20 protein-coding genes and 2 tRNA genes are annotated in these 25,942 nt (G+C 61.7%); 8 read left to right on the top strand and 14 right to left on the bottom strand.

Going from position 1 to position 25,942, the window contains the following annotated elements:
* Window positions 1-61 precede the first annotated feature (61 nt).
* From NMB41_RS05155 to NMB41_RS05145, 3 genes are all read left to right on the top strand, one after another.
* Window positions 62-844 carry a spermine/spermidine synthase domain-containing protein gene (locus NMB41_RS05155; RefSeq protein ID WP_494381407.1) on the top strand — a complete coding sequence of 261 codons (783 nt, stop codon included), beginning with the start codon at window positions 62-64 and terminating at the stop codon, window positions 842-844.
* 20 nt (window positions 845-864) lie between these two features.
* Window positions 865-2,685 carry a type IV pilus assembly ATPase TfpB gene (gene tfpB, locus NMB41_RS05150; RefSeq protein ID WP_494381406.1) on the top strand — a complete coding sequence of 607 codons (1,821 nt, stop codon included), beginning with the start codon at window positions 865-867 and terminating at the stop codon, window positions 2,683-2,685.
* A 59-nt stretch (window positions 2,686-2,744) separates the two neighbouring features.
* Window positions 2,745-2,820 (top strand) — tRNA-Lys (locus NMB41_RS05145).
* Between the two features lie 130 nt (window positions 2,821-2,950).
* Here the strand turns inward: NMB41_RS05145 and NMB41_RS05140 are convergent.
* The 7 genes from NMB41_RS05140 to NMB41_RS05110 all read right to left on the bottom strand — a co-directional run bounded on the left by NMB41_RS05140 (window position 2,951) and on the right by NMB41_RS05110 (window position 12,536).
* On the bottom strand, window positions 2,951-4,807 hold the full coding sequence (locus tag NMB41_RS05140) for a T6SS phospholipase effector Tle1-like catalytic domain-containing protein (RefSeq protein ID WP_494381405.1): 1,857 nt from the start codon (window positions 4,805-4,807) through the stop codon (window positions 2,951-2,953).
* Window positions 4,808-4,949: 142 nt separating this feature from the next.
* Window positions 4,950-5,531 (bottom strand): DUF3304 domain-containing protein, encoded by a 582-nt coding sequence (locus NMB41_RS05135; RefSeq protein ID WP_494381404.1) that lies wholly within the window; start codon window positions 5,529-5,531, stop codon window positions 4,950-4,952.
* The gene (locus tag NMB41_RS05130; RefSeq protein ID WP_494381403.1) at window positions 5,532-6,404 is read right to left on the bottom strand and encodes a DUF4123 domain-containing protein; all 873 of its coding nucleotides are present in this window, start codon (window positions 6,402-6,404) and stop codon (window positions 5,532-5,534) included.
* A gap of 2 nt (window positions 6,405-6,406) precedes the next feature.
* Complete coding sequence (locus NMB41_RS05125; RefSeq protein ID WP_494381402.1) at window positions 6,407-9,265, bottom strand: type VI secretion system Vgr family protein; 2,859 nt, start codon at window positions 9,263-9,265, stop codon at window positions 6,407-6,409.
* Between the two features lie 231 nt (window positions 9,266-9,496).
* The gene (locus NMB41_RS05120) at window positions 9,497-10,309 is read right to left on the bottom strand and encodes an ABC transporter ATP-binding protein (protein ID WP_494381401.1); all 813 of its coding nucleotides are present in this window, start codon (window positions 10,307-10,309) and stop codon (window positions 9,497-9,499) included.
* Between the two features lie 11 nt (window positions 10,310-10,320).
* On the bottom strand, window positions 10,321-11,223 hold the full coding sequence (gene ntrB, locus NMB41_RS05115) for a nitrate ABC transporter permease (RefSeq protein ID WP_494381400.1): 903 nt from the start codon (window positions 11,221-11,223) through the stop codon (window positions 10,321-10,323).
* 29 nt (window positions 11,224-11,252) lie between these two features.
* On the bottom strand, window positions 11,253-12,536 hold the full coding sequence (locus NMB41_RS05110) for a CmpA/NrtA family ABC transporter substrate-binding protein (protein WP_494381399.1): 1,284 nt from the start codon (window positions 12,534-12,536) through the stop codon (window positions 11,253-11,255).
* Window positions 12,537-12,863: 327 nt separating this feature from the next.
* Here NMB41_RS05110 and NMB41_RS05105 point away from each other — a divergent pair, with 327 nt between their 5' ends.
* From NMB41_RS05105 to NMB41_RS05085, 5 genes are all read left to right on the top strand, one after another.
* Entirely contained in the window at window positions 12,864-13,379 is a 516-nt protein-coding gene (locus NMB41_RS05105; RefSeq protein WP_494381398.1) for a hypothetical protein, read from the top strand.
* A gap of 78 nt (window positions 13,380-13,457) precedes the next feature.
* A tRNA-Lys gene (locus NMB41_RS05100) sits at window positions 13,458-13,533 on the top strand.
* A 63-nt stretch (window positions 13,534-13,596) separates the two neighbouring features.
* The gene (locus tag NMB41_RS05095) at window positions 13,597-14,193 is read left to right on the top strand and encodes an IMPACT family protein (RefSeq protein ID WP_494381397.1); all 597 of its coding nucleotides are present in this window, start codon (window positions 13,597-13,599) and stop codon (window positions 14,191-14,193) included.
* 240 nt (window positions 14,194-14,433) lie between these two features.
* A complete protein-coding gene (locus tag NMB41_RS05090) occupies window positions 14,434-15,609 on the top strand; it encodes an MFS transporter (RefSeq protein WP_494381396.1) in 1,176 nt (391 codons plus the stop codon).
* A 208-nt stretch (window positions 15,610-15,817) separates the two neighbouring features.
* A complete protein-coding gene (locus tag NMB41_RS05085) occupies window positions 15,818-16,834 on the top strand; it encodes an IS110 family RNA-guided transposase (RefSeq protein ID WP_494379946.1) in 1,017 nt (338 codons plus the stop codon).
* 304 nt (window positions 16,835-17,138) lie between these two features.
* Here the strand turns inward: NMB41_RS05085 and NMB41_RS05080 are convergent, their stop codons facing one another.
* The 7 genes from NMB41_RS05080 to NMB41_RS05050 form a co-directional block, all read right to left on the bottom strand.
* Window positions 17,139-17,900 carry a slipin family protein gene (locus NMB41_RS05080; protein WP_494381395.1) on the bottom strand — a complete coding sequence of 254 codons (762 nt, stop codon included), beginning with the start codon at window positions 17,898-17,900 and terminating at the stop codon, window positions 17,139-17,141.
* Window positions 17,901-17,909: 9 nt separating this feature from the next.
* Window positions 17,910-19,391: an NfeD family protein gene (locus tag NMB41_RS05075; protein ID WP_494381394.1), complete on the bottom strand. Its 1,482-nt coding sequence runs from the start codon at window positions 19,389-19,391 to the stop codon at window positions 17,910-17,912.
* Between the two features lie 84 nt (window positions 19,392-19,475).
* A complete protein-coding gene (locus tag NMB41_RS05070) occupies window positions 19,476-20,282 on the bottom strand; it encodes an HDOD domain-containing protein (protein ID WP_494381393.1) in 807 nt (268 codons plus the stop codon).
* A gap of 186 nt (window positions 20,283-20,468) precedes the next feature.
* Complete coding sequence (locus NMB41_RS05065; protein ID WP_494381392.1) at window positions 20,469-21,401, bottom strand: BON domain-containing protein; 933 nt, start codon at window positions 21,399-21,401, stop codon at window positions 20,469-20,471.
* A 136-nt stretch (window positions 21,402-21,537) separates the two neighbouring features.
* Window positions 21,538-22,218 (bottom strand): hypothetical protein, encoded by a 681-nt coding sequence (locus NMB41_RS05060; RefSeq protein WP_494381391.1) that lies wholly within the window; start codon window positions 22,216-22,218, stop codon window positions 21,538-21,540.
* Between the two features lie 84 nt (window positions 22,219-22,302).
* The gene (locus tag NMB41_RS05055; protein WP_494381390.1) at window positions 22,303-23,931 is read right to left on the bottom strand and encodes a methyl-accepting chemotaxis protein; all 1,629 of its coding nucleotides are present in this window, start codon (window positions 23,929-23,931) and stop codon (window positions 22,303-22,305) included.
* Between the two features lie 180 nt (window positions 23,932-24,111).
* The gene (locus tag NMB41_RS05050) at window positions 24,112-25,845 is read right to left on the bottom strand and encodes a DUF8614 domain-containing protein (protein ID WP_494381389.1); all 1,734 of its coding nucleotides are present in this window, start codon (window positions 25,843-25,845) and stop codon (window positions 24,112-24,114) included.
* Window positions 25,846-25,942 lie beyond the last annotated feature (97 nt).

The raw sequence follows: 25,942 nt of genomic DNA, 5'->3' as shown, positions 1-25,942 counted from the left end.
TTTCTCGTTGCACTTGCGTAGCGGGAACCCCGATAATAGGGCGATTCAACCAGGTCGCCCCATGCTCATCAAACGCAAATCCATCGAACAGGCCGAATCCTCGCGCCGTCCCGCCCGTAAGCCAAAATTCGCGCCCGTGACGCTGTCCGAACAGGACGGCGTGCGCTATCTCCATTTCGGCACCGAATGGGTGCAAGGCGCGATGCGCATCCGCAAACCCGATTGGCCGGAACTCGAATACGCCCAGCAGATGATGGCCTGGATGCTGTTCATCGAGAGCCCGCGCCACATCGCCCAGCTTGGCCTCGGTTCGGCCACGCTCACCAAATACTGCTACCGCCAGTTCCCCGAGGCGCAAGTGACGGCCATCGAGCTGAACCCGTCGGTGATCGCCATCTGCGACACCATGTTCAAGCTGCCGCCGCGCGACGAGCGTCTGCAGATCCTGGAAATGGATGCCCTCGATTTCGTCGAGGACCCGGCCAACCATGGCAGCATCGATGTCCTCCAGTGCGATTTGTACGACGCCACCGCGCGCGGTCCTGTCCTCGACACGCCCGAGTTCTACACGGCCTGCAACGACTGCCTGAGCGACCAGGGCATCATGACGGTGAACCTGTTTGGCGACCACCCGAGCTACAACAAGAACATCAAGGCGATGAAATTCGCCTTCGATCACGTGATCTGCCTGCCGGAAGTGCATGACGGGAACGTGGTCGCCCTGTGCTTCAAGACCCGGCCCCAGCTCGACAGCGCAGCGCTGGCTGCCCGGGCCGCCCAGATCGTCGCCGCCACCAAGCTGCCGGCGAAATCCTGGCTCAAGGGTATCGAGGCGTCGCGCTAGTCATTGCTTAAAGAGGGAACATGAACGCCAACCCGCAACCCGCTTCCCTCCCCCGCAGCCCTGCGCGGCCACGCAAGCTTGATTTGCAGACCATTTTCTCTTGGCTGCTGGCCGAAGGCATCGTCGAAAAGGACAAGGTCAAGGCGGAATTCGCCCAGGCCCAGGGCATCCTGAAAAACGCGGCCGGCTCGATGCATCCGCTGACCGCCGTGGCGCAGTGCAAGCTGGTGTCAAACCAGCCGCCGCACCGCCTGCTGACGCTGGACGTCCTCACCGAATGGTGCGCGGCCAAAGTCGGCATCCCTTTCATCCGCATCGACCCGTTGAAGATCGACTTCACCCGGGTGGCCGACGTGATGTCGGCCAGCTACGCGGCGCGCTTCAATATCCTGCCGGTCGATATCAGCACGACGACGCTGACGGTGGCCACAAGCGATCCGTTTTCGACGGAATGGGAAGCCGAGATTGCCAAAGTGTCGCGCCGGCGCATCGACCTGGTGCTGGCCAACCCGCTCGATATCTCGCAGTACATTTCCCAGTTCTTCAGCCTGGCCAAATCGATCCGCGACGCCAGTAAATCGAACGCGCAGGACCTCGCGCTGCGCAACAATTTCGAGCAGCTGGTCGAAATGGGCAAGACGAACAAACAGTTCGACGCCAACGACCAGCACATCGTCAACATCGTCGACTGGCTCTGGGGCTACGCCTTCGAGCAGCGGGCCTCGGACATCCACCTGGAACCGAAACGCGAAATCGCGGTCATCCGCTTCCGCATCGATGGCGTGCTGCACCAGGTGTACCAGGTGCCGGCGGCAGTCATGCTGGCAATGACGGCGCGCATCAAACTGCTGGGACGAATGGACGTCATCGAAAAGCGCCGCCCGCAGGATGGCCGCATCAAAACCCGCACCCACGCCGGCCAGGAAGTCGAACTGCGCCTCTCGACCATGCCGACCGCCTTTGGCGAAAAGCTGGTGATGCGTATTTTCGATCCGGAAGTCGTCGTCAAGACGCTGCCGGAACTGGGCTTCCCGGCGGACGACGCACAGCGCTGGGATACGCTCACCAACCGTCCACATGGCATCATCCTCGTCACCGGACCGACCGGCTCGGGCAAGACGACCACGCTCTACACGACCCTCAAAGCCTTGGCGACGAACGAAGTGAACGTCTGCACGGTGGAAGATCCGATCGAGATGGTCGAGGCCTCCTTCAACCAGATGCAGGTGCAGCCCGGGATCGACCTGTCGTTCGCCGATGGCGTGCGCGCGCTGATGCGGCAAGATCCCGACATCATCATGGTCGGCGAAATCCGCGACCTGGCAACAGCCGAGATGGCGATCCAGGCAGCCCTGACCGGCCACCTCGTGCTGTCCACCCTGCACACCAACGACGCGCCCTCGGCCGTGATGCGCCTGCTGGAACTGGGCGTGCCCGACTACCTGCTGGAAGCGACCCTGATCGGCGTCATGGCCCAGCGCCTGGTGCGCACCCTGTGCCCCGACTGCAAGGCGCCCGACGCCGAGCTGAGCGACGACGTCTGGGAAAGCCTGGGTGGTTCGTGGAAGCTTCCGAAGCCGGCGACGGTGTATCGTCCCATCGGCTGCCCCGAATGCCGCCAGACGGGCTACCGCGGCAGGACCGGCCTGTACGAATTGCTGACGGTGTCGGAGGAATTCACCCGCCGGATCGGCGAGGCAGCGGACCTGGTGGGCTTGCGCCAGCAGAGTGTGCTCGATGGGATGAAGCCGCTGCGCATTGCCGGGGCGATGAAGATCATCGAGGGCGCGACGACCGCCGAGGAAGTGCTGAAGGTGACGGCGGCGCTGTCGGCTTCCTAGTCCTTCCTTCGTTGGCACTAGCGCAATCGTGATTCACCGGCTATAATGCTGCCTCTTTCGGGTCGTTAGCTCAGCTGGTAGAGCAGCGGACTTTTAATCCGTTGGTCGCAGGTTCGAATCCCGCACGGCCTACCACGAATTTAGTAGTAAACATTGAAGGCGTCATGAGTGATCATGGCGCCTTTTTTGTTTTTCTAAAAGATTTGATTGTCAAAATAATCAAAATCTATTTCAAATTCAAATTCTCAGTTTACATTGAGGAGACTTAACACGTACCTCGAATCTTTTCGTCTATCAGGCCACCTTCATGATTCGATGCAAACTGGTATTTTTCATCACCGCCGAGATATACAACGCGCGGATCTGACGGGAGCGTCGCGTCACCAGCGAAGGCGGCGAGAGAATCATGAACATAGTTATCAAAGAAGCTGATTATCGTTTGATCAGTCAAGCCTGCACTCCTTTCGAATTCGTTTTCGTACGCTTCCACCAACGCTTTGTAATGCGGACGCAACTCCTTCGCTTTTTCGAGTGCCAAATCAACTCCGAAATTTCCCCGTCGTGAAATAACATTCCGAATAGCTTTCACATCGGCTACGAGTTGAGCATCGTAAACATCAAGCATCTGCAACAACACACTCATATCTGGGTTGGCTAACTTACGTGCCTTTGCCTTGAGAACCTCATCACGTGCTTTTTTCCTTTTTTCTTGCGCTGCTTGAATATCTGAAACTGCAGCGCCACTTGCCGGTTTAACAACCGGCATTCCATACGCATAGCCGGTTTGGCTCGCACGACGGGACATATCCGTATTTAACTCGGCATTTGCAATAGCCTCTTTCTTCTCAAGAAGCGATATTTCCTCATCAATTCGCTTGGCTTCTTTAGCGAACTCGTCGCGCCGCTCGGACACGCGAGACGCTTCAACCTTATCTCCCGCTGCTTTGATCTTTATTGCTCTGAAACGCCAAGCAAAATATAAGGCCATATGCCTGTTTATAAGCTGCCCTAATGCTCGATAATTTCCCACCTTCTTTAGGTATCCGTTATAGGTTTCAATGAGAGTTTTACTAATTTCGAAGTCAGCTTTATTACCTTTGGCCCAAGCAGTTGCCGGCAGAAGAGGTACTCCTTTCGCGATTGCGTATTTGTACATGTGAATTAACGGCACCAAGCCTAACCCCTCGGCCGGCAGATCGCTCCTCGCTCCTTCGCCAGGGGCATAGCTTCCGCCTACGTCGGAGTGCGCTCCGGGATAAACCGTTTCATAGAAGTGCGACGGCTTCGTAATTACGCCATCGCGTAGTATGCTGACACTATCGACTGGAAATGAGTTGCGCGTTTCGTGCGCGGCAATGAAGTGTCGAACTTCTTCAACTGCGTAATCAACAGTCAACCGCCCACCCCAGCTCTGGTGTCCGTCGTATTTCCCAGGAGCAGGATCCGCACCTGGCTTGGCACCTGCCGCGAATGCCAATGCGTCAGGTCTTGTATCGAGATAACTCTGCAGCCGGTCGCTAATCATGTATTTAACACTGGACAAAGCTGCACCCGCCTTGCTAGTCGTATTCGAACTCATAGGCAACCCTACTGATGCGACTGTATCGAATAAGCCCATGAACCTAAATCGCATCGGCCAACGCCCAGACTTCAGCACCCACGTATCTCCGGCTTTAATACACCGTTCTTTTAAAACCAAGTTCAGAAAAGCTCGCGTTAGTGCGGCACCACGGCTGAACCCAAAAAAGGCCATATTGATCTCGACAATGCGTGCTGAAGGTGATGCCTTGGTGCGACCTAAATGTGGCGCCAAGTATTCATCAAATTTTTTTAATGCGTGCTCCAGTCGCTCCTCACCCATGGAGCCAGTACCTAGTCCCAATTTGCTACCGCCATCATCGCCTATAGCAGGGAAGTATGTGCCGACACCTGGAATGTAGAGGGCATAAATGCCGCTCACCGTGTCATTAGCTGCATGGGCGCGGAATAGTTTTGCAACATTACTGTGTTTGGAGAATCCTTCGTCAGCAGCGAGGTTGTTCCCAGTGCCATCAAAAAAAAATGAGAACCAAAGGGTTTGCTTGCACGTTGTCAGCTGATCCGATGAGTTTGCTGTCGACATGGCGGCAGCGACGCTTCCGAGTCCACTTATTTTGGAGACTGACGCCGATGAGTCCGCGTTTATAAGCGCTGCCTGGTCTGTAGCGGTTCGCAGCCCGTGTCCCTCCGGACGCAATGGAGGGGACTTGCTATCTCCCACGACATCATTCCGGCTTTTTGTCATCACGGCACCTTGGGAAATTTGAAACGTCGGATCGTTTATCATTCAACGAAATACGCGGAAGCGAGAGAGATTCCGTTAACTCTGCCTTTACAGACCCGTTCGGATAGAAATGAACTTCCAAATGCTGCGGATTGATTTTTTCCGGTAGGGACAACGGCACTTCTGCTTGTTTATAGTAAGGAAATATGTTTTCAAAAACCTCTCCTGAAATTTTTGAGCGCGTAAGATACGTGCATCCATCAACCTGCCATCGCACGCGTACTCGGGAAATTTCTGACTTCTGATACGGGATAGTTATGCAACAAACAGATTTTCCGCCACCGCTGGTTCGCGAACTCAGCAGGACATTCCCGCCCCCCTCCCCATTAACACTGAAACTATCTATAATTTTGTCAGTGTAGTTAAATCCAACGATATCTATCTCCCACTTTTTCGCATCTCTCTCACTAGCTGCCTCCTTTTTGACTGGCTGGGCATTTACTCCAGAATGCAATGAAAGTGAAAGCACAATCAGGACTGAAATTACGATAATTCGTGGAAACGGTTTTTTGATAAGTCTCACTTAGCTCTCCCAATCGATGTCTTCGCTTGACGCTACAGCGTCAGCGAAAGAGAGTCGCCCAGAACGAATTTCATCGAATGCGATCCGCCAATATGGCAACGTATCAAATTCGGCCCCGTGAAGAATCTTCATCGCAGAGTAGAGTGCAAAATCAGAAATCGCGCACAGCGCCAGACGCGACGCCGATCGAATATTGTCGGCAATGAAACCGTAGCGATCAACCGGCATTAGCGATTCGAGGTCGGGCATTGTCTTCATCAATATACGCATCACCTGATCCGGCTCCGACGCACTAATCAGAGAAAACTCTTGTTCTTCATTGAACTCAAGTGAATAAGAATCGCTTCCCACATGCCGAAATTCTTTTTCAATTCTTACAAGTCGTCCATTTCGATTGACATACCACCAGACCCTGCCAGGGTTACATAAATTTTCCAGTTGTTCGGCGGTCAATAATTTGATCAACTGTTCAAAAATGCGCGGATCGAAAAATCGCAGTACCGCATCCATATTTTGAGAAATTTTTACATCAAGACGTAGGGTCAGTTCGTCTCGTAATTCCATTAGTGGAAGCTGGGATGCCAACATAATCACTGAGGAAGACTTCGTTGATTGCTCGCTTATCCACCGGATTAAAGACTTACTTACCTCCAGCGATGAGTTTCGTCCAATTAAGACTAAAATAGGTGCCACGGCAAGTGCGCCGCTCTCCGGCGTTGTATCGAAAAGGCTAGCCCAATTCACTGTGTCTTTTTTGAGTCTGCAAGCCAGACCATTCATTCCTGCATGATCGATGAGTAGGTATAAAGTATCACTCGTATTGGCCGCTAAGTAGGCTTCGGCAGCCCGCCTGATTTCTGAAGAAGATGTCATATTCACCTCAGCACAAAGGGAGAGCCCATGTCGCGCGCTTTGATCAAACATTCGACACAGATGCTCGTCGGCATTGTTGGGAGGGGGTATGAAAGCTTAGTCGGACCGACAAAACTCTTCTTCCCCGCATGCACCTTGATCTTTCCCGGACACTGCACCGTAATATTCCCGCCCTCGATCGTGATATTCGCCCCACCCGCCGTCGACAAACTGATCTTCTTCGCCGCCGCCCAATCGATATGCGCATTCGCGCTGATCACGTTCACTTCATCGCGCGCCTGTACCTTTAGCTCGTCTGCCTGCGCCTGAATATCGATCGCATCCTTTCCAGTGATGAGCTGCAGACCGAGCCCGCCCTCCCCCGCCTTGACCGCGCCGCCCAGAACGCCGATCGCCTGCCCGCAATGAACGCGCATCTGCCCACCGCTGACAAATTGCGTATCCTGCCCACTGATCAGCGCAACACTTTCGCCATTGGCCAGCTGCACGCTCTGCCCTGCAACCGCACCAAAACCTTCCCGAGCCGCGATGCCGATGATCGGATCGGTCGCGTGCGGCGTCTTGCCGCTCCCGCCACCGGTATTTTTCGCAACCGCGTCCGCCAGCGCCGCATCGAATGAATCCGCGCCCACCATGCCCGAGGCCGAGGTCAGCAGCGCCTTCAAAGGCGCCGCCTTCTCATCGAGCGCGCTCGTGTTCGCCTTCGCCGCGCCCAGATGCGCTGCCAGCCCCACCGTCTGATGCGTCACGGCGGCCGTACTGAAGCTCTCCGCCAGTTTTACGGCTGTATTGAGCATGGCGATACCGCCCAGGTTCTCGCCCGTAGGATCACGTTGCGCCGCGCTGTGATTGAGCTTGTAGCTCGACACCAATAAACCCCTGCCCGCCCTCACGGCGCCGTAGGCATCGGTGCGCAGTTCCGCGCCCTGGCCGCGGAAACTACCGCGGTAATTGTCGGCGGCGTGGATCAGGTGTCCGAGGTTCAGTTCGCTCGATGCACAGGTGCTGCGCAGCTGCACGCGTCCTTGCGCGTCGGTGTCGTCGAACAGCAGTTGGTTGTAGCCGGCACCGCCGAATTCCTTGCTGCGGATGCCCCACTGGGCGGCGCCGTTGCGGTGGCCGGCGCTGTCGCCGGAGGCGCCGTGCCAGACGGGGCTGTTGCCGCCGGCCAGGTTGCCCTGCGCGGAAGGGGCGTGGTCGTGGGCGCGGTTGAACGGGGCTTGCGGCTCGGCCACCCGGACGCCGCCCGGAGTCGGTGCGATGCCGCCCTCCCCCTGCCCGTTGTAGAGGGCGCCGACGATGACCGGCCGGTCGATGTCGTTTTCGAGGAACTGGACCAGCACCTCTTGTCCGATGCGCGGCAGGAATTGGCAGCCCATGCCGCCGCCGGCCGAGCGCTGGGCGACGCGCACCCAGCAGGTGGCGTCGCCGATGTCCTGCCAGTGGTAGCGGATGCGCACGCGGCCCAGGCGGTCGCAATGGAGCTCGTCGGCGCCGTTCGGCTGGTCGTTGCCGTCGGCGCCGATCACGATGGCGGTTTGCGAACCGTGCGCGGTCGGCCGGATGCGCTGCCGGCTGTCGGACTCAATCAGTTGCGGCCGCCACGGCACGTCGGCCGGCATGGCGTCGAAACAGTTGGCATAGCCGGTCTGGCGCGCTTGAAAGATAGTGAGCGCGAACTCATGCGGGACGTCGCGCGGCGTCAGTTCGTCCAGCAGTTCAGGAATCGGCCCGAACAGTTCGGCCAGCGCATGTTGGGCGGGCGGCGGCATGTTGTTGACGCCGACGCTGGTCACGCGCAGCAGCGTGAACCCGGCTTCGCGCGCCTCCGACAGCGGCATGTCGCTAATCGTCAGCCGGGTACCGGCGCGCAGGGTGCGCACCGTGGAGCGGCCGTGCCAGACGGCGGCGCGTGCTTCCTGGCGCTGCATCTGCAGGTCGGCATGGCGCAGCGCCTGCTCGCGGTTGGCATAGGCAAACTGGCCAGGTACGTCGAACGACTCCAGGGCAGGCAGATTACGGTGTTGGGCGATGCGGGTGGGCGAACTGCCGGCCACGACCTGTTTCGCCTTGTAGTCGACACTGAGCACGGTTGTCAGCGAGGCGTGCAGGCGGCGCTGGGCAATCACGGATTGCACCGTATCGCTGCTTTCCACCGACCGCACGCCGTGAAAGCGCACGGCGCCGCTGGCTCGACTGCTGGCATCCTCGGGGACGGCGCAGGGCTGGGTACTGTCGGCGAACAGGACCAGGCCGGCGCCGTCATGGTCCTGTTCGCAGCGCCAGCCCAGGCCTTCTTCGGCCAGCAAGCGCTGAACGAAAGCGAGATCGGTCTCGCGGTACTGGCAGCAGTAACTCCGTGGCATGGCCCGCGTTATGAAGGTGCTGGTCTCCTCGCTCCAGCGCCAGCGCGCCAGGGGCTGGTAGGCGGTGAAGACGGCGTCGACGATCTCGATGACGCTCCTGTCTTGCCACACGCGGCTGTTGCGCACTTGGCCGAGGCGCCAGATCCAGGGCACGATGCGCACCCGGTAGCGCGTCAAGCCGCCATCGCTGCCGAGCATCGCGACTTCGCTGATCTCGCCGCCGAAGCGGTCGCGACTGCCGTCGGCCAGGCTGATGTCGAGCGCGGCCGGCTGGCCCAGCAGCGCGGCCGGGTCGAGATGGGCGCTCGTCGACAGGACAATCACGTCGCGGTAGCCGGGTGCCTGCACGGCGTCGCTGGCGGCAAAGGCTTCCACCAGCAAGCTTCCCGAGGCCGGCGCGCTGTCGCCATCGCCGATGGTGAGCTCATAGAGCCTGCCTCTGCTAGAAAACTCCGCCAAGGCTTCAGTGACCTGTCGAACAAGCGCAATAGTCATGGATAAACGCACTCCTCATGCATGAGCAATAACGGTGAAGCACCGCAAACACAGCGTGATGTGGAAAGGCGTTGCCAAGATACAAGCACTAGCCGTCGCGACGTTTGCGCATCGTCATGACGTTCGGAAACGAGATGAATTGGCAACACTCGCGCATCGCCGAGGCGCGAAAAAAAACGCCAGGCTGCGCAGCCTGGCGTTTTTCAATTCCGGCCGATGCCGGGGCGGGCGTCAGGCCGCTTGCGTCACCGGATGCGCCTGCTTGCGGTACAAGAATTCGAGCACCGCCTTGCGGTGTTCGGTATAGCGCGCATCCTGGGCCAGCGCGACGCGGTCGCGCGGACGCTCCAGCCCGACGTCGACGATCTCGCCGATGGTCGCGGCCGGGCCATTGGTCAGCATGACGATGCGGTCCGACAGCAGCACCGCTTCGTCCACGTCGTGCGTGACCATGACCACGGTGGACTTCGTGGCGGCGACGATCTTGAGCAGCTCGTCCTGCAGGTGAGCGCGCGTGAGCGCATCGAGTGCGCCGAAGGGTTCGTCCATGAGCAGCACCTTCGGCTGCATCGCCAGGGCGCGGGCGATGCCGACGCGCTGCTTCATGCCGCCCGAGATTTCATGCGGACGCTTGGCGCCGGCGCTCGTCAAGCCGACCAACGCGAGCGCCTCCTCGGTGCGCTCGCGCAGCCGAGCGCGGTCTTCGTTGCGGCCAAAGACCCGCTCGACGCCGAGATGGATGTTTTCGTAGCATGTCAGCCATGGCAGCAGCGAGTGGTTCTGGAACACCACCGCGCGCTCGGGCGACGGTCCGGCGATTTCGCGGTTGGCGCACAGCAGCACCCCGGCGGTCGGTTTCAACAGGCCGGCGATTAAATTGAGCAGCGTCGACTTGCCGCAGCCGGAGTGGCCGATCAGGGTGACGAATTCGCCCTTGCGCACCGACAGGTCGATGCCCTGCAGCGCCTGGAACACGCCCTTTTTGGTGTGGAAGGCCATTTCCACGCCGGTGATGTCGATGAATTTCGGAGTCGAAGCATTCATGGTCGCGCCTTTCAGTTGGCTACTTGTTCGTGGGTGAGCGCACGGGCCAGCGCCATCAGCGCCTGCTCGAGCAGCAAGCCGACCACGCCGATGATGACGATGGCGATGATGATGTGTGCGACGTTCAGGTTGTTCCACTCGTCCCACACCCAGAAGCCGATGCCCACGCCGCCGGTCAGCATCTCCGCCGCCACGATCACCAGCCAGGCGGTGCCGATCGCAAGGCGCACGCCGGTGAGGATGTAGGGCAGCGCCGAAGGCAGCAGGATCTTGGTCAGCACCTTCCATTCGGACAGGTTCAGCACCCGCGCCACGTTCATGTAATCCTGCGGCACGCGCTGCACGCCGACGGCGGTGTTGATCACCATCGGCCAGATCGAGCAGATGAAGATCGACCAGATCGCAGCCGGGTCGGCCGACTTGAACACCAGCAGGCCAATCGGCAGCCAGGCCAGCGGCGACACCGGCTTGAGCAGGCTGATGATCGGGCCGAACATGCTGCCGATGAACTTCACCCTGCCGATCATGAAACCGAGCGGAATGCCGACCAGCGCCGCCAGTCCGAAGCCCACCCCTACGCGCTGCAGCGAGGCCAGCACGTTCCAGCCGATGCCCTGGTCGTTCGGGCTGTTGCGGTAGAAGGGGTCGGCGAACAGCACCAGCGCTTCCTTGAAGGTCGCCAGCGGCGACGGGAAGGCGGTATTGTGGGTCGCGATGATTTGCCACACCAGCACCACAAGCGCGATCCCCATCAAGGGCGGCAGGACCAGCTTGACCGCCGCGGCAAACAGCGGCTTGCCGCGCGCCGCTGTGGATTCCTGCTTGCGCGCAGGGAGCGAAGGCGCCGCGGCGGCGCTGACCGCAGCGATGGCAGGCCGCCGCTCGGGCAGTTCGGATTTCAGGATGGCGCTCATGGCAGTTCCTTCTGTGGCGAGGGGGTGAATCAGGTCTTGATCTTGAACGAGGCGGCGTAGGCTTTCGGATTCTTGCCATCCCAGACGACGCCATCCATCAGCTTCGAGGTGCGCATCAGGCTTTTCGGAATCGGTGTCTTCGTCAGCGTGGCGGCCTCCTTGAACAGGTCGACCTGGTTGACCGAGGTGGCCACGGCCAGGTAGTCCGGATCGTCCTTCAGCAGGCCCCAGCGGCGATGCTGGGTCATGAACCACATGCCGTCCGACAGATACGGGAAGTTGACCGTGCCTTCGTTGTAGAACTTCATGTGGTTCTGGTCGTCCCAGGTTTTACCGAGGCCATTCTGGTAGCGGCCCATGATGCGCTGGTCGATCGCGTCCTTGCTGGTGTTGACGTAGGACTTGGCGGCGATGACTTCGGCCATCTTGTTCTTGTTGGCCAGCGAGGCATCGATCCATTTGCCCGCTTCCAGGATGGCGGCCATCATCGCGCGGCAGGTGTTCGGGTGCTTCTTCGCAAATTCCAGCGTGCTGCCTAATACCTTCTCGGGATGGTCGCGCCAGATGTCCTGCGTGGTGGTGGCGGTGATGCCGATGCCGTCCATGATGGCGCGGTGACCCCACGGCTCGCCCACGCAGAAGCCGTCCATGTTCCCGACCCGCATATTGGCCACCATCTGCGGCGGCGGCACGGTAATGACCTTGGCATCCTTCATCGGATTGATGCCGTTCGCCGCCAGCCAGTAGTACAGCCACATCGCGTGGGTGCCGGTCGGGAAGGTCTGAGCGAAGGTGAAGTCGCGTTTTTCTGTACGCATCAGTTTGGCCAGCGAGGGGCCGTCGACCGCGCCCTTGTCGGCCAGCTGTTTCGAGAGCGTGATGGCCTGGCCGTTGTTATTCAGGCCCATCAGCACGGCCATGTCCTTCTTCTGGCCGCCGATCCCCATCTGCACGCCGTACAGCAGGCCATATAGAACATGGGCCGCATCCAGATCGCCGTTGGCCAGCTTGTCGCGCACGCCGGCCCAGGAAGCCTCCTTGCTGAGCACGAATTTGACGCCGTATTTTTTATCGAGGCCGAGCACCGAGGCCATCACGACGGATGCGCAGTCGGTCAGCGGAATGAAGCCGATCCGGATTTCTTCTTTTTCAGGCTTGTCCGATCCTGCCGCCCACACGCCTCCCGTCGCCAGGCCCAGCAGGCTGCCCGCCGCTGCCAGGCCTGCGCCGTGAATCACGCTCCTGCGCGCGAGATTGACCTCGTCGGCGCCTGCCGGCACGGCGCTCTTGTCTTCTGGTTTCTGATAATTCATCGCACATCCCTAATGGTGTCAGGCAAAAAAAACGACGCGTACCCAACATGAACACGTTCATGTTTTGGTAGACGTCGTTGTCTTGGTGGGCTCTGCCAGCAATGGCAGGACTCGGGGCGCTTCATTGCGCTGATATTGGATATGCAAGGTCTGTGCCAGTAATGCCACCGGGGTGAAACGCATGCACTGCCCCTGGCTGCACTACCCCTTGGTGCAAAAGATGCACCCGCGTTGTGCGCCGCATCATTTTGGACAAGATATCCTGCCGAACACTGGACTGTTCAGCAATGATGCTAAAGTTTCTACATATTCAATCTCGAGGCTTCTGTGAAATTCCTGCTAAAAATAAGCGCCATCGGTTACGTTTCGATCGCCATCCTCTTTCTCATCTGCGGCCTGGGCCTGGTTGTGCTCGGCGCCATCGAAATCTGGTCGGCCTTTAGCCCCAGTGACGAGCAATCGGTGCAGGAGCGCTTCCGCCTGATCCTCGAATGCATCGGCTTGCTGACGATTGCCGTGGCCGCCCTCGAACTGGGCCAGACGGTGCTGGAAGAAGAGGTTCAGCGCGAGGTGCACGTCAGTTCGCCGACCCGCCTGCGCCGTTTCCTGTCGCGCTTCATGATCGTGGTTGTGGTCTCGCTTGGCGTCGAATGCCTGGTCGGGGTATTCCAGTTCATGCACACGAGACCGGAACTGCTGCCGCATGTCGCGTCGATCGGTGTCGCCGCGGCGCTCCTGCTGGCAGGCTGGGGTTTCTTCGTCCGGATGAACGTCGAAGCGGAGAAGCTCGAACCGCAAGCCATGAAGCAGGCACAAGCGGAAGACAAGAACGTCGAAACCTGAGTTTCACCTTGCCGAAGCACTGCCGCGCAGGAAGTTCTTGGACATTCGCAAGAGTCCGGCTATAATCTTGCCTTCTTCGGGTCGTTAGCTCAGCTGGTAGAGCAGCGGACTTTTAATCCGTTGGTCGCAGGTTCGAATCCCGCACGGCCTACCAAAGATTCAGCGAAAACGCCAACCTTCACGGTTGGCGTTTTTGTTTCGGCTTGCCACGGCGTCCATGCCCTACACCCTCCCTGCCCCTGTCCATCACGAACTGCTCATCAAGAAGAGCCGTTTCATCGCCTGCGTGCAGCCGATGACGGACCGCGCCAGTGCGCAGGCCGTGGTGGCAAGCCTGCGCGCCCAGCATCCGCAGGCGGCCCACGTCTGCTGGGCGCTGCTGGCGGGCGGACAATCGGCTGCGGTCGACGACGGCGAACCAAGCGGCACGGCCGGGCGCCCCATGCTCGACGTGCTGCGCCACCAGGACCTGGAAGGCGTGCTGGCGACCGTCGTGCGCTATTTTGGCGGCGTCAAACTGGGCGCCGGCGGGCTGGTGCGGGCTTATACCGACAGCGTGGCCCAGGCCCTGCTGCAGGCCGAGAAGGTGGCCATCATCCGCAAGACGACTTTGCGCTGCACGGCGCCGTATGCGCAGGAAGGCATGATCCGGCGCGAACTCGATGCCGCGGGGGCCACCCTGCTCGAGGTCAGCCATGGCGACGCGGTCATGCTTACCTTCAGCATGGCCGAGGACGATGCCCCGGCGCTGGCCGCGCGCCTGAACGACGCCGGCCACGGACGGATTGGCTGGTTGCGCGACGACGAGCCATGAAGGGCTGCCCCCACTATCAGGCCGCCGAATACCCGACATCACGAGCGGAAAGCGGACGGGTTCAACCGTGCGGGCTATAGTGGCCGGTTCCACTCGGCCCGGCATGGCGCCCGACGAGCGTGTGAAAAAATCCTCCATGGCTGCGTTGCATCGTCTCGCCGTACTTGCGTACTGTCTTCGACGATGCGCCTAGGTTTTTTCACACGCTCTTCCGGCGTCACCACTGTAAAGACATCTATTTTGATCAAGAAAAGCCTGCTCCCGCTGGCCCTTGGCGGCTTCGGCATCGGCATGACCGAATTCGTCATGATGGGCATCCTCCCCGATATCGCCGGCGGCCTGGATATCACGATTCCGCAAGCCGGCTACCTGATTACCGCCTACGCTCTCGGCGTCGTGGTCGGTGCGCCAACCCTGGTCAGCCTGGTAGCGAAACGCCCGCCGCGCAGCGTGCTGATCTGGTTCATGCTGATGTTCGCGGTCTTCAATGCGCTGTCCGCGCTGGCGCCGAATTTCGGGCTGATGCTGGTATCGCGCTTCCTCGCCGGCTTGCCGCACGGCGCCTTCTTCGGCGTCGGCGCGGTCGTCGCCAGCCGCCTGGCGGAAAAAGGGAAAGTAGCTGCGGCGATGGCGACCATGTTCACCGGCCTGACCCTGGCCAACGTGATCGGCGTGCCGCTTGGTACTTACCTCGGCCATAACTTCAGCTGGCGCCTGGTGTTCCTGATCGTGGCCGCCATTGGCCTGCTCACTGCCATCAGCCTCAGGCAATGGGTGCCGGTGATCGAGGCGCGTCCGAGTGCCGGCTTCAGGAAAGACCTGGGCATTTTCAGAAAACCGGGCCTGTGGATGGCGCTGGCGATCACCTCGATCGGTACCGGCGGCTTCTTCGCCTGGTTCAGCTATATCGCGCCGCTGCTGACCGACTTGTCGCGCTTCGCCCCTGGCCAGATCCCGATGATCATGACGGTGGTCGGCGTCGGCATGACGGTGGGCGTGGTGCTGGGCGGCCGGCTGGCGGACCGCTTCGCGCCGATCCACGCGATCGTCATCCTGCTCACGACCATGACCGCCCTGCTCGCGATGAACGGCCTGTTCGCGACTTCGCAGACGGCCATGCTGGTGCTGGCCTTTGCCACCGGCGCGAATGCGCTGGCAATGGGGCCGCCGATCCAGATGCTGTTGATGGAGCATTCGCGCGAGGCGGAAATGCTGGGGTCCTCGCTGGGGCAGTCGGGGTTCAATGTCGGGAATGCGACCGGGGCCTTCCTGGGGGGGATTCCGCTGACGCTGGGGTATTCGTATGCGGCGCCGCAGTGGGTGGCGGCGGGGCTGGCGTTTGCGGGGGTGTTGCTGGCGGTGGGGATGCTGGCGATGCAGTCGGGGGCTGGGGCGTTGAGGTTGCAGCGGGAGTGAGTTTTTAATTGCTCCTGTGCTGACGAACGTGGCGCTGTTGCGTGTGCTGATCGTAGCGCTTGATCCGCGTGGGCACAGAGTGCCCACCCTAATGTGATGGACTCCACCCTCCTGCTAACGGCATCATTGTGCCAAGCGTGCCAGATTGGGCTGGCAAGCAAAGACAAGAGGGGGAGTCACTGTGAATGCTAACGCAAAAGTAGCTGGCTTGGATATCGCCAAGGACGTATTTGTCGCGGTGGCGCAGGACCGTAACGGCAAACGGATCTGGCAGCGCAAGTGGAAACGCAGCGAGGTGCTGCGGGCGTTCAGGGAGTTGCCGCCGATGGCAGTCGGTATCGAAGCATGCGCAGGTTCCCACTATTGGGCCCGGGAACTGATCGCGCTGGGACACGACGTCAAGCTGATCGCTGCCCAGCACACCCGGGCCTTCGTGACTGGCAACAAGAATGACACCAACGACGCTGCTGCAATTGCTGAAGCCCGATCGCGTAGCTCGACCAAGTACGTCCCGATCAATACCCCGGCCCAGCAGGATTTGCAGATGCTGCACCGTGCGCGCAGTGCGCTGATGACGGAGCGTGTCGCGTTGATCAACCGCCTTCGCGCCTTCGCCGGCGAGTACGGCCAGGTATTTGCAAAGGGTGTTGCCAGGTTCCGCGATGGGCTCATGGCTTGGCTGGCCGATCCCGAGAACGGCCTGTCCGGCTCGGCGCTGACGACGTTTCGGGAACTGAAGGAACAACTCGACGACAAGGAGCAACGGATCCTGGCGTACGAACGCAGGTTGAACCAGGCAGCCAAAGCGGAGACGGCTCAAAAACTGATGGAGATACCGGGCGTCGGTCCGATTATCGCGACGGCAGTGATTGCCAGCGTGGCTGACCCGCACCACTTCCGTAGCGGCCGCGATTTTGCAGCGAACCTGGGGTTGGTGCCACGCGAGCACAGCAGCGGAGGAAAGCAGCGCCTGTATGGCATCACGTGCAAGGGCGACAGTCACCTACGAACGTTCTTAATCCATGGCGCGCGTAGTGCGCTGCGCAGCGCGGCTAACAAGCCTGATCGCCAACTTTGCTGGGCCAGGAAAGTCGCCGAGCGTCGAAGTTTCAATGTGGCCGCAGTTGCATTGGCCAACAAAATGGCCAGGGTGATCTGGGCACTGTTGGCACATGGTCGAAGCTATGTTCCGGTCTGGTCGAACATCACGACCAGACCGGTCTGAAATACCGAACGAATAGAAGGAGCAATACCGCCAAGTTTGCGATGATGAAGAACGAATGATGCCAACAGGTCGGACCGGCGTCGGGCGAATCCGAGAACCGTAACGGCCCTCAAGGCCGGCACCCTATATGGATCCCGACGCGCGTATCACATCAGGGCCAGAGCACGAAGAGCGCTCACCGAACAGGCCGAATAGATACACGCAACTCTTCCTAACGGCAGAAATTCAATCTTCTTCTTGCAAAACGGGTGGAGTCCATAGATACGGGAACTGTTCCAGGCGAGCTCATACAAAAACGAAGGCGCTACTGCTCTCGCCCTCCCATCAGGTTTGACAGCATCTCGACTGGCAAGGGAAACACGATGGTCGCGGTCTTGTCGCTGGCCAGCGTCGACAGGGTCTGCAGGTAGCGCAGCTGCATCGCGCCGCGCTGCCGGGCCAGCACTTCGGCGGCCTGCATCAGCTTTTCGGAGGCCTGCAGCTCGCCCTCGGCGTGGATGACCTTGGCGCGCCGTTCGCGTTCGGCTTCGGCCTGGCGGGCGATGGCGCGCACCATCGATTCGTCGAGGTCGACGTGCTTGATTTCGACATTCGCGACCTTGATGCCCCAGGCATCGGTCTGAGCGTCGAGCACTTGCTGGATATCGATGTTCAGGCGCTCGCGCTCGGCCAGCATGTCGTCCAGCTCGTGCTTGCCGAGCACCGAGCGCAGCGTCGTCTGGGCCAGCTGGCTGGTCGCTTCCAGGAAATTGGCCACCTGGATGATGGCGCGCTCGGGATCGACCACGCGGAAATACAGCACCGCATTCACCTTCACCGACACGTTGTCGCGCGAGATCACGTCCTGCTTTGGCACGTCGAGGACGATGGTGCGCAGGTCAACCCGCACCATCTGCTGCAGCACCGGGATCAGGATGATCAGGCCCGGCCCCTTCACCGCCCAGAAGCGCCCGAGCTGGAACACGACCCCGCGCTCGTATTCGCGCAGCACGCGTACCGACATGGCGAGCAGCACCAGCGCCACCACGACCAGCAAGGACAGGCCGAAACTCAGTTCGAACAGCATGGCAGTCTCCTAGTAGGTTCGCTTGCCCTCGTCCGGTTCCGCGGGCGGTGCGCGCCCCGGCGGCGCCTGCGCAAGCGGGGCCACCAGCAGCACGCGGCCGCGCCGTCCCAGCACGCGCACCCGCTCGCCACGTGCCAGGGGCGTTTCGGCCGCCACCTGCCAGGTCTCGCCGCCCACATTCGCCCAGCCCTCGCCCAGCACTTCACCGATGCTGCCTTCGAGCGAGGCCAGCACGCCCGTGCGCGGCCGGCGCCGCGTGCGCAAGGCGACGTTGGCCGTGGCGCCCACCAGCAGCGCGGCGGTGAGGCCGATGCCGGCCACCAGCCCCAGCGGCAGGCCGAAGCCAGGCGCCTCGCTGTCGAGCAGCAGCAAGGCGCCGATCACGAAGGCGATCACGCCGCCGAAGCCGATCACGCCAAAGCTGGGCAGGAAGGCTTCGGCAATCATGCAGGCCAGGCCGAAGAAGATCAGCGCCAGCCCCGAATAATTGATCGGCAGCAGCTGCAAACCGTAGAGGCCGAGCAGCAGGCAGATCGCGCCCACCACGCCCGGCAGCACCGCGCCCGGACTCATGAATTCGAAGAGCAGGCCGTAGACGCCGACCGACAGCAGGATCAGGGCGACGCTGGGATTGGTGATGGCCGCCAGCAGGCGCGTGCGCCAATCGGGCGGCGTGGCGACGACGGCCATGGCGGCGCTGTCGACGCGCCAGGGCTGGCCACGCACGCTGACGCTGCGTCCGTTCGCCTGCGCCAGCAGGCTTGGCACATCGCGCGCGACGATGTCGATGACCTTGGCCTCAAGCGCGTCCTCGGCCGACAGGCTGAGTGACTGGCGCACCGATGCCTCGGCCCAAACCGCGTTGCGTCCGCGCAGCTGCGCCAGGCCGCGCAGATAGGCGGCGGCATCGTTGACGGCCTTGTTTTCCAGCGTCGAGGGTTTCTTGGCCTCGCCCGGTTTGGCCTCGCCCGGCTTGACGGCGCCCGGTGCTGCGTCTCCTGGCGAAGCGTCGCCCGGCGAAGCGTCGCCCGGCGAAGCGTCGCGCGGCGGATCAGGTCCGGCGCCGATTTGCACCGGCGTGGCCGCGCCCAGGTTGGTGCCGGGCGCCATCGCCGCGACATGGCAGGCGTACAAAATATAGGTGCCGGCGCTGGCCGCGCGGGCGCCGCTGGGCGCGACGAAACAGGCGACGGGAATCGGTGCGGCGAGGATGGCGCGCACGGTAAGGCGCATGGCGGTGTCCAGGCCGCCGGGGGTGTCGATCTGCAGAACGACGAGCCGATGCCTCTTCGCTGCCGCCGCGGCGATGCCGCGCTCGACGTAGTCGGCATAGGCCGGACCGATCGGCCCGTCGACGGTGAGCAGGCTTGCGGCAGGACTAGCGGGATGGGCGGGACCGGGTTGCGCCGGCACAGCCGGCGCCGCGAGCAGGCAGAGCAGGAACAGCACCTGCACGATCTTCGACGGCAAGCCCGTCAAACAAGGATTCACGCTCCCTCCCGCAGGCCAAGTCCCTACGGTTAGAACGGCTGGCCTCGTCCTTGGTTCCCGGCCCTTGATTGAGCTGGATAATCCTTAGACCAGGAGCGGCCCGCCCATCGCCTTGCAGGTCTCGGCGGCCTCGTGCCGTATCGACGCCAGCAGTTGTTCGTCGATGACGAAGTCGAGCGCGCTGTCGGCATGCTCGGGCAAGGCGGGCAGCGCCGCGCCGAGCGGGGACGCGACCGGCGCGTACTGGTTCGCCAGCAGCAGCGTGTCGAGCAGGGTCGAGGGCGGCATGTTGATCCAGGCGCGGCGCATCTGGCCGATCGCCTCGGCCACCGGCGCCGGCACCGACAGCTTTTTCAGGACCTCGAGGCCGACCACGTCCTCGCACAGTTCACCCCATTTTTCCGCGTCGTCGTCGAGCAGACCGGGAAATTCGTCGGCGCGCGAGAGCAGATAAAAGCCGCCGACTTCGTGGATGATGCCGGCGAACAGCGCCGTGTCCGGATTGGCGCCGGTCACGTGGCGCGCCAGCGACCAGGCCAGCGCGGCCACATGGGTCGTGTGCTGCCAGAGCTGTTCGGCCTTGGCGCGCAGGCCAGGGTCCTTGATGCGGCTGCCGAACTGGCGCACCAGCAGGCTGGCAACGAGCGCCTGCAGGCGCCGGTAGCCCATGCGCGTAATCGCAGCGCGGACATTCGTCACGGGCGCGCCGCCGCCGCTGAAGGCAGCTGAATTGGCCAGCGCGACCGTGCGCGCGGCCAGCAAGGGCTCGGCCAGCACCAGGCGGATCGCCTCGTCGAGCGGACAGTCGGGATCGTCGAGCGCCTGCTGCAGGCGCAGCACGGCATTGACGCTGGTAGGGAGGGTGATATCACCGCGGGAGGCTTGCGCCACGATGTATCCGAAGGCTTCTAGTTTATTCACCTGAAAATTATACCCGCGCACCTGCTGCCTCACGGGAATACATGACCGGCAGACGCCGCCAAGGGGCGCGAATGCGGCGCGCATACGACAACGCGCGCTGTCATCAAGATGACTGCGCGCGTTGAACGAAGCGGTGCGGGACCGCCGAGAGCGGGCTTACTTGACCTTGATCGCGCTCTTCACGCTGCTCACGCCTTCGACTGCCTTGGCAGCTTTGAGTGCCTTGTCGGCCTCGGCCTTCGATTCGACGAAGCCGCTCAGCATGACGACACCCTTTTCGGTCTCGACGTGGATGCCCAGCGAGCTCAGTTCCGGCTGTGCCAGCAGGCTCGCTTTCACCTTGGTGGTGAGGGCCGTGTCGGAGGCGGCGACGGCGGTGGTACGGCCGGCGTCACGGGTCTTGTCGGCAGCGCGGTCGGTCGCGTTGTCGGTCTTGACCGCGGCTTCCTTGGTTTCCTGACGGGTCTCGGCAGCGACCTGGCGCGACTTGTCGCCGACGTTTTCGGCTGCGTTCTCGGTCTTCCGGGCCACGGTCGAGGCGGCTGCCTTGGTCTTGTCGACCACGTTCGAAGCGACTTCCCTGGTCTTCTCGGCAACGGTCGATGCGACAGCTTTGGTCTTGTCGACGGCGGTGACGGCGGCGGCCTTGGTGTTGTCGGCGGCACGTTCGGTCGCGTTTTCGGCGCGGCCGGTCATCGTCGTCACATTGCCTTTGCTGTCGACCAGGCAACCGGTGTTGGCGCCGCCGGTGGTCTGCTCGCACTTGGCGACCGCTGCGGCCTTGACCGGATCCTTGGTGTCGGTGCTGGCGATCAGGCCGGCGCTGCCTGCAGCAGTGGTCGAGCCGTCACGGCCGGCTTTGGCATCGGCCAGCGCGGCGGTGCGTACCGACTTGGCGTTGTCCAGGCAGCCATCCTTCTCGGCACCCTTCTTGGCATCGCATTTTTTAGCGGCAAGCTTGTAGTCGGAAGCGGCCTTCTCGGTCGCGCTGCGGTAGGTCGCTGAATCCTGGGTGGGGGCAGTAGCTGGTGCGGCGGCGAAAGCGGCGCCGGCTGCGGTAGCCAGCAAAGTGGCGAGCAACGATTTCATGGCGGTGTCCCTTGTGTCAGTTGTTGTGATGACACCATTAAACGCTGGCACCTAAACAACATCTGTGCGACAACGAACACTTGCCGAAAATACCATAAATGTGGTCGGGCCGGCCCCGGTTCCAGGGCGGTTCCCCTCAGTCCTGCAGGAGCCCTTCGCGCCAGATCGGCCCGGCATCCTCGAAGGGCGCACTCGCGCTGCCGAAGCGCTCGCCGTCCCTTGCCAGCGCCACCCAGGCACGGGTGTCGTGCCCGCCGCGCGGCGTCTGCCCGGCCCGCACCGAGGCCAGCCAGCCATGCACGCGCGCATACGATTCCGGATGCTTGTGGCGCGTCCAGGCCAGCGCGGCCATGTCGGCAAAGGCTTCCTCGCGGCGCGATTCGCGCAGTGCACGCGAGATCACCAGGAGCGAGCCGTCGCTGGCCGTTTCCTCGCCGTCTTCCACGAAGCCGGCCGGCAGCGCATTCCAGGCGCCCTTCGCATGGCGCCAGCAATGGGCGATTTCATGCGCCGCCATCGCTTCGATCAATTCGCCCTGGGCAGCTTCCGGCACGCCCGCAAACACGGCTTCGGCCTGCGGATTGCCGCGCAGCGACAAGACCAGCTTGCAACGGCCGCCGGCGAAACCGATCGCCAGCGGCACGTCGGTGGCACGTGCCTGCGGCTGGACGATGATGTCGATCGGCAGCTTCAATTGTTGGGAATACCCGAGGACCGGAGCCGCCGCTTGCAGCCAGCGCTGTTCGAGCGCGGTCAGTTCAGCGGCCTGGACGGTTGCGCTGGCCAGCAGCGCGAGAGAAAGCAAAGATTTGAACATGGGAAATATCCGGTTCGAAGAAATGCTTCAAGGCAATTCTAAGATTCAGGATATCTTCCCATTCAGAAATATTTTTGTCCCTGTTCAAACCGACATCGCCAAGGCGGCATGTTGCGGCTTGAAAGCAACAGTTCGGCCGTGTTGCTGTTCCATTTTAAACACACTGACGACCTCGGCCAGGGTGGCCGCTTCGTCCTGCAACGACGCAGCGGCGGCACTGGCCTGCTCGACCAGGCTGGCGTTCTGGCGCGTTGCCTCGTCCATGCGGCCAATGGCGCTGTTGACCTGCTCGATGCCGGCGCTCTGCTCGGCGCTGGCCGAACTGATCTCGGCCATGATGTCGGTCACGCGCTTGACGCTGGTGACGATCTCTTCCATCGTGCTGCCGGCCTCGTCGACCAATCTGGCGCCGGCGTCGACACGTTCGACGGAACTGCCGATCAGGGTCTTGATTTCACGCGCAGCGGCGGCCGAGCGCTGGGCCAGGTTGCGCACCTCGGTGGCGACGACGGCGAAGCCGCGTCCCTGTTCGCCGGCACGGGCCGCTTCCACTGCAGCATTCAAGGCCAGGATGTTGGTCTGGAAAGCGATGCCGTCGATCACGCCGATGATGTCGACGATCTGCTTCGAGGAAGCGTTGATCGAGGCCATGGTCTCGACCACTTGCGCCACCACGGCGCCGCCCTTGAGTGCCACTTCCGAAGCCGATTCGGCCAGCGCATTCGCCTGGCGTGCATTATCCGCATTCTGGCGCACGGTGCCGGTCAGCTCTTCCATCGACGAGGCGGTGTCCTTCAGGGTGTCGGCCTGGTTTTCGGTGCGGTTCGACAAATCCTGGTTGCCGGCGGCGATCTCGGTCGAGGCATTCGCAATGGTCAGGGTGCCGGTGCGCACTTGCGAGACGATGCCCACCAGGCTGTCGCGCATGCCCTGCATCGCGAACAGCAGGCTGGAGCGGTCGCCCGGCTTGGTGTCGATCTGCACGCCGAGGTTGCCGGCGGCAATGCTGCGCACGATGTGGGCGGCATAGCCCGGCTGGCCGCCAAGCTCGCCCAGCAGGCCGCGGCTGATGAACCAGGCGCCCAGCGCGCCGGCCGCCACCGCAATCGCGCACAGCACTGCCATCCAGGCAAGGAAACTGCCGGTCAGCGCGCGCGCCTCGGCGGCGGACTCCTTGTTCAATTGTTCTTCGAGATCGATCAGGCGGTTCACGCTGGCCAGCCAGGAGACAAACGCGGGCGCCGCGCTTTGCGCCAGCAGCGTGCGGGCGCCGTCGACGTCGCCGGCCAGGCGCAGTTCGAGCACCTTCGCGATCACCGGCTGGGTCTTGCGCTCGTCTTCCTTGATCGCGGCCAGTGCGTTTTTCTCGTCGGCGAGGATATCGCTGCGCGCGGCGAACATGGCGTCCAGCGCCACGCCAGCGCGTTCGTAATTTGCGGCCAGCACGCGGATCTGTTTGATGGCTGGCTGGGCGGCGGCGTTGTCGCCGGCCAGCACCACGTCGCGCAGGGCGATCGCGCGGTCGTGCACGCTGCCGCGGAAATTGATGGCGTGGCGTTGCTTGACGTTGTTGACGTCATTGATACGGTTCAGGGTGGCATCGATGTTGCCGACGCGGCTCACTGCCAGCGCCGTCAACACCATCATCAGCGCCAGCACGGCGCCAAAACCGAGCGCCAGACGGGCGCCGATCGTCATTTTCGAAGAAAACATGGAAGCTCGCTAAAGGTCAGCCGGAACAACGCTCCGGTACGCCACAAGGCACGTATTGCCTCGTGGAAATTGATCGTGACTATAGCAGACCGAACATGCGATTTCGTCAAATGCGATTCATTTATGTGAGGAACATGTGCTCGACCGTTGTAAATCATCGAATTTGTCGAAAATGCAAGATTATCGTTTCTCGCTCCCGGTCAAAGCGGCCGCCGTCACGAAGGCCGGGCGGATGTCGTTCGGCACCGCCTTCATCTTGTCGAGCGCCTTCTGCACGTCAGGGCGGATGACGACATATTTCGCCATCATGGCCTTGGCGCGCGCATAGTCGCCGGTCGCTTCGATCGTCAGGAACTCGCGGTCCAGGTCGATCACGGCCTGCTTGATCTTCTTGAAGTCGACCGAGAATGTGCCGTCGCCGTGCGACACGAAGGCGCCCTTGTCGAGCAGGTAGTTCACCTGGATCGCCATGCCGCGCGCGTGCGAATCGGTGAGGCCGAAGTGCAGCGTGCGGAAGCACGAGGCGAGGAAGGTGTTGTACAGCTTGCGCTCGGCTTGCGCGCCCTGCCCCAGCGTGTCCTTCAGCTGGCCCTTCTCCATCATGTAGGCCAGGGCCCAGAGGCCGGTGACGTCGGCTTTCGCTTCCTCGATGGTCGAGTAGGTCTCTTTCAGATCCTGGCGCGGGGTCGATTCCTCGCCATTGACCTTCGTATGGTGCGGCCCCAGGCCATGCGTGATTTCGTGCGCCAGGATGTGGGTGAAGAAGGAATCGAAGTCGAGGTCCTTCTGGTCTTGCGGGCGCAGCACCAGCTTCGTGATCGGTTTCAGGGTCGACTCGAACTTCGCTTCCTGAATATTTTTAAGCATCACGCGTTTCGAACCGCGTTCGCGGATGATGCGCTCGTCGTTCGGCAGGTTGTAGGCGGCCGTCTGCACGCCCATGTTGCCGTCGCCCGCGCCATAGACCTGGTTCACCACCACCATCGGCGCCATCGCCCCGACCTTTGGATTGCGGTACTGCTTGTCCACCGGCAGGTTGTCTTCCAGTTCCTGCATGTGCTTGCCGAAGAAGTTCAGCTTCTGCGTCTCTTTCGCATCGCGCACGCTGACATAGGCCTCGAAGGCCGCCTTGTAGCCGAACAGTTCGTCGTTATAGGTCTCGTAAGGCCCGATCGTGATGTCGACCGGCGAATCGAGGTCCATCCAGGCGAAGTCGGAGGCCAGGTAATCGTTCGACAGGAAGGCGTCGGCGCGCAGCAGCAGGAATTTTTTCAGCGAGGCGTTATCGGTGCTGGCGGCGGCGTCGCGCAGCAGCTTGGCCAGCTTCTCCAGCTCCGGCTTGTATTCTTCCGAGTACTTCACGCTGCGGAACTTGCCGTCCGGGCCAGTGCGGATGGTCGTGAAATACCATTGTGCCGCTTCCTTGTCCTTGGCAGGCAGGCCGTTCATCCAGGCTTCCAGCGCTTCCTTGCTCGCACCAGCCGGATAGAAATTCGCGCCGTCGGGCTTGCGCGCCGGGATCTTGATGCCCGCGTACTCGGGCGGCATGAAGGAGGCATTCCCGTCGATGATCGACCACGGTCCCTTGTTCAGCCAGAAGTAATGCTGGCGCGCTTTGCCCAGCGGCGTCGTGTCCTTCTGCAGCGCCGCCCACAGCGCCTCGTTGCCCGACCAGCGCTGGCGCAGCTGCAGGGCGTCGATGATCTTCGCCGCCTCGATCAGCTTGCCGATCGCCGCACGGTCCCCTTTCGACAGCGCCTTTGTCTCGGCACGCAGCTCGACCGGGGCGAAGCGTTTCGCCATGGCGTTCAGTTCGGCGGCGCTGGCCGCCTGCGCTTTGGCAGCAGGCGCTTCAGCTGCAAGGACGGCGCCGGCCGCGATGGCCAGTACGAGTGGAGCGAGAAGGTGTTTCATGGGTCCCCTTGTTGGTTTGAATACAAGGGAGATTGTAATACGGTGCTTGGTTCCACAAACGAAAACGGCCGGCGCGGACATCGTCCGCGCCGGCCGT

It is taken from the genome of Massilia sp. FBCC-B171, assembly GCF_059134155.1.
Note: the sequence above shows the minus strand (reverse complement) of the source record. Positions and strands in the feature narration are given on the sequence as shown.

What these genes read in the sequence shown, in the direction of transcription:
- NMB41_RS05155 (WP_494381407.1), top strand. Translation starts at nt 62, where the DNA reads ATGCTCATCAAACGCAAATCCATCGAACAGGCCGAATCCTCGCGCCGT.
- tfpB (WP_494381406.1), top strand. Translation starts at nt 865, where the DNA reads ATGAACGCCAACCCGCAACCCGCTTCCCTCCCCCGCAGCCCTGCGCGG.
- NMB41_RS05140 (WP_494381405.1), bottom strand. Translation starts at nt 4,807, where the DNA reads ATGTCGACAGCAAACTCATCGGATCAGCTGACAACGTGCAAGCAAACC.
- NMB41_RS05130 (WP_494381403.1), bottom strand. Translation starts at nt 6,404, where the DNA reads ATGACATCTTCTTCAGAAATCAGGCGGGCTGCCGAAGCCTACTTAGCG.
- NMB41_RS05125 (WP_494381402.1), bottom strand. Translation starts at nt 9,265, where the DNA reads ATGACTATTGCGCTTGTTCGACAGGTCACTGAAGCCTTGGCGGAGTTT.
- NMB41_RS05120 (WP_494381401.1), bottom strand. Translation starts at nt 10,309, where the DNA reads ATGAATGCTTCGACTCCGAAATTCATCGACATCACCGGCGTGGAAATG.
- ntrB (WP_494381400.1), bottom strand. Translation starts at nt 11,223, where the DNA reads ATGAGCGCCATCCTGAAATCCGAACTGCCCGAGCGGCGGCCTGCCATC.
- NMB41_RS05110 (WP_494381399.1), bottom strand. Translation starts at nt 12,536, where the DNA reads ATGAATTATCAGAAACCAGAAGACAAGAGCGCCGTGCCGGCAGGCGCC.
- NMB41_RS05095 (WP_494381397.1), top strand. Translation starts at nt 13,597, where the DNA reads ATGCCCTACACCCTCCCTGCCCCTGTCCATCACGAACTGCTCATCAAG.
- NMB41_RS05080 (WP_494381395.1), bottom strand. Translation starts at nt 17,900, where the DNA reads ATGCTGTTCGAACTGAGTTTCGGCCTGTCCTTGCTGGTCGTGGTGGCG.
- NMB41_RS05065 (WP_494381392.1), bottom strand. Translation starts at nt 21,401, where the DNA reads ATGAAATCGTTGCTCGCCACTTTGCTGGCTACCGCAGCCGGCGCCGCT.
- NMB41_RS05060 (WP_494381391.1), bottom strand. Translation starts at nt 22,218, where the DNA reads ATGTTCAAATCTTTGCTTTCTCTCGCGCTGCTGGCCAGCGCAACCGTC.
- NMB41_RS05055 (WP_494381390.1), bottom strand. Translation starts at nt 23,931, where the DNA reads ATGTTTTCTTCGAAAATGACGATCGGCGCCCGTCTGGCGCTCGGTTTT.
- NMB41_RS05050 (WP_494381389.1), bottom strand. Translation starts at nt 25,845, where the DNA reads ATGAAACACCTTCTCGCTCCACTCGTACTGGCCATCGCGGCCGGCGCC.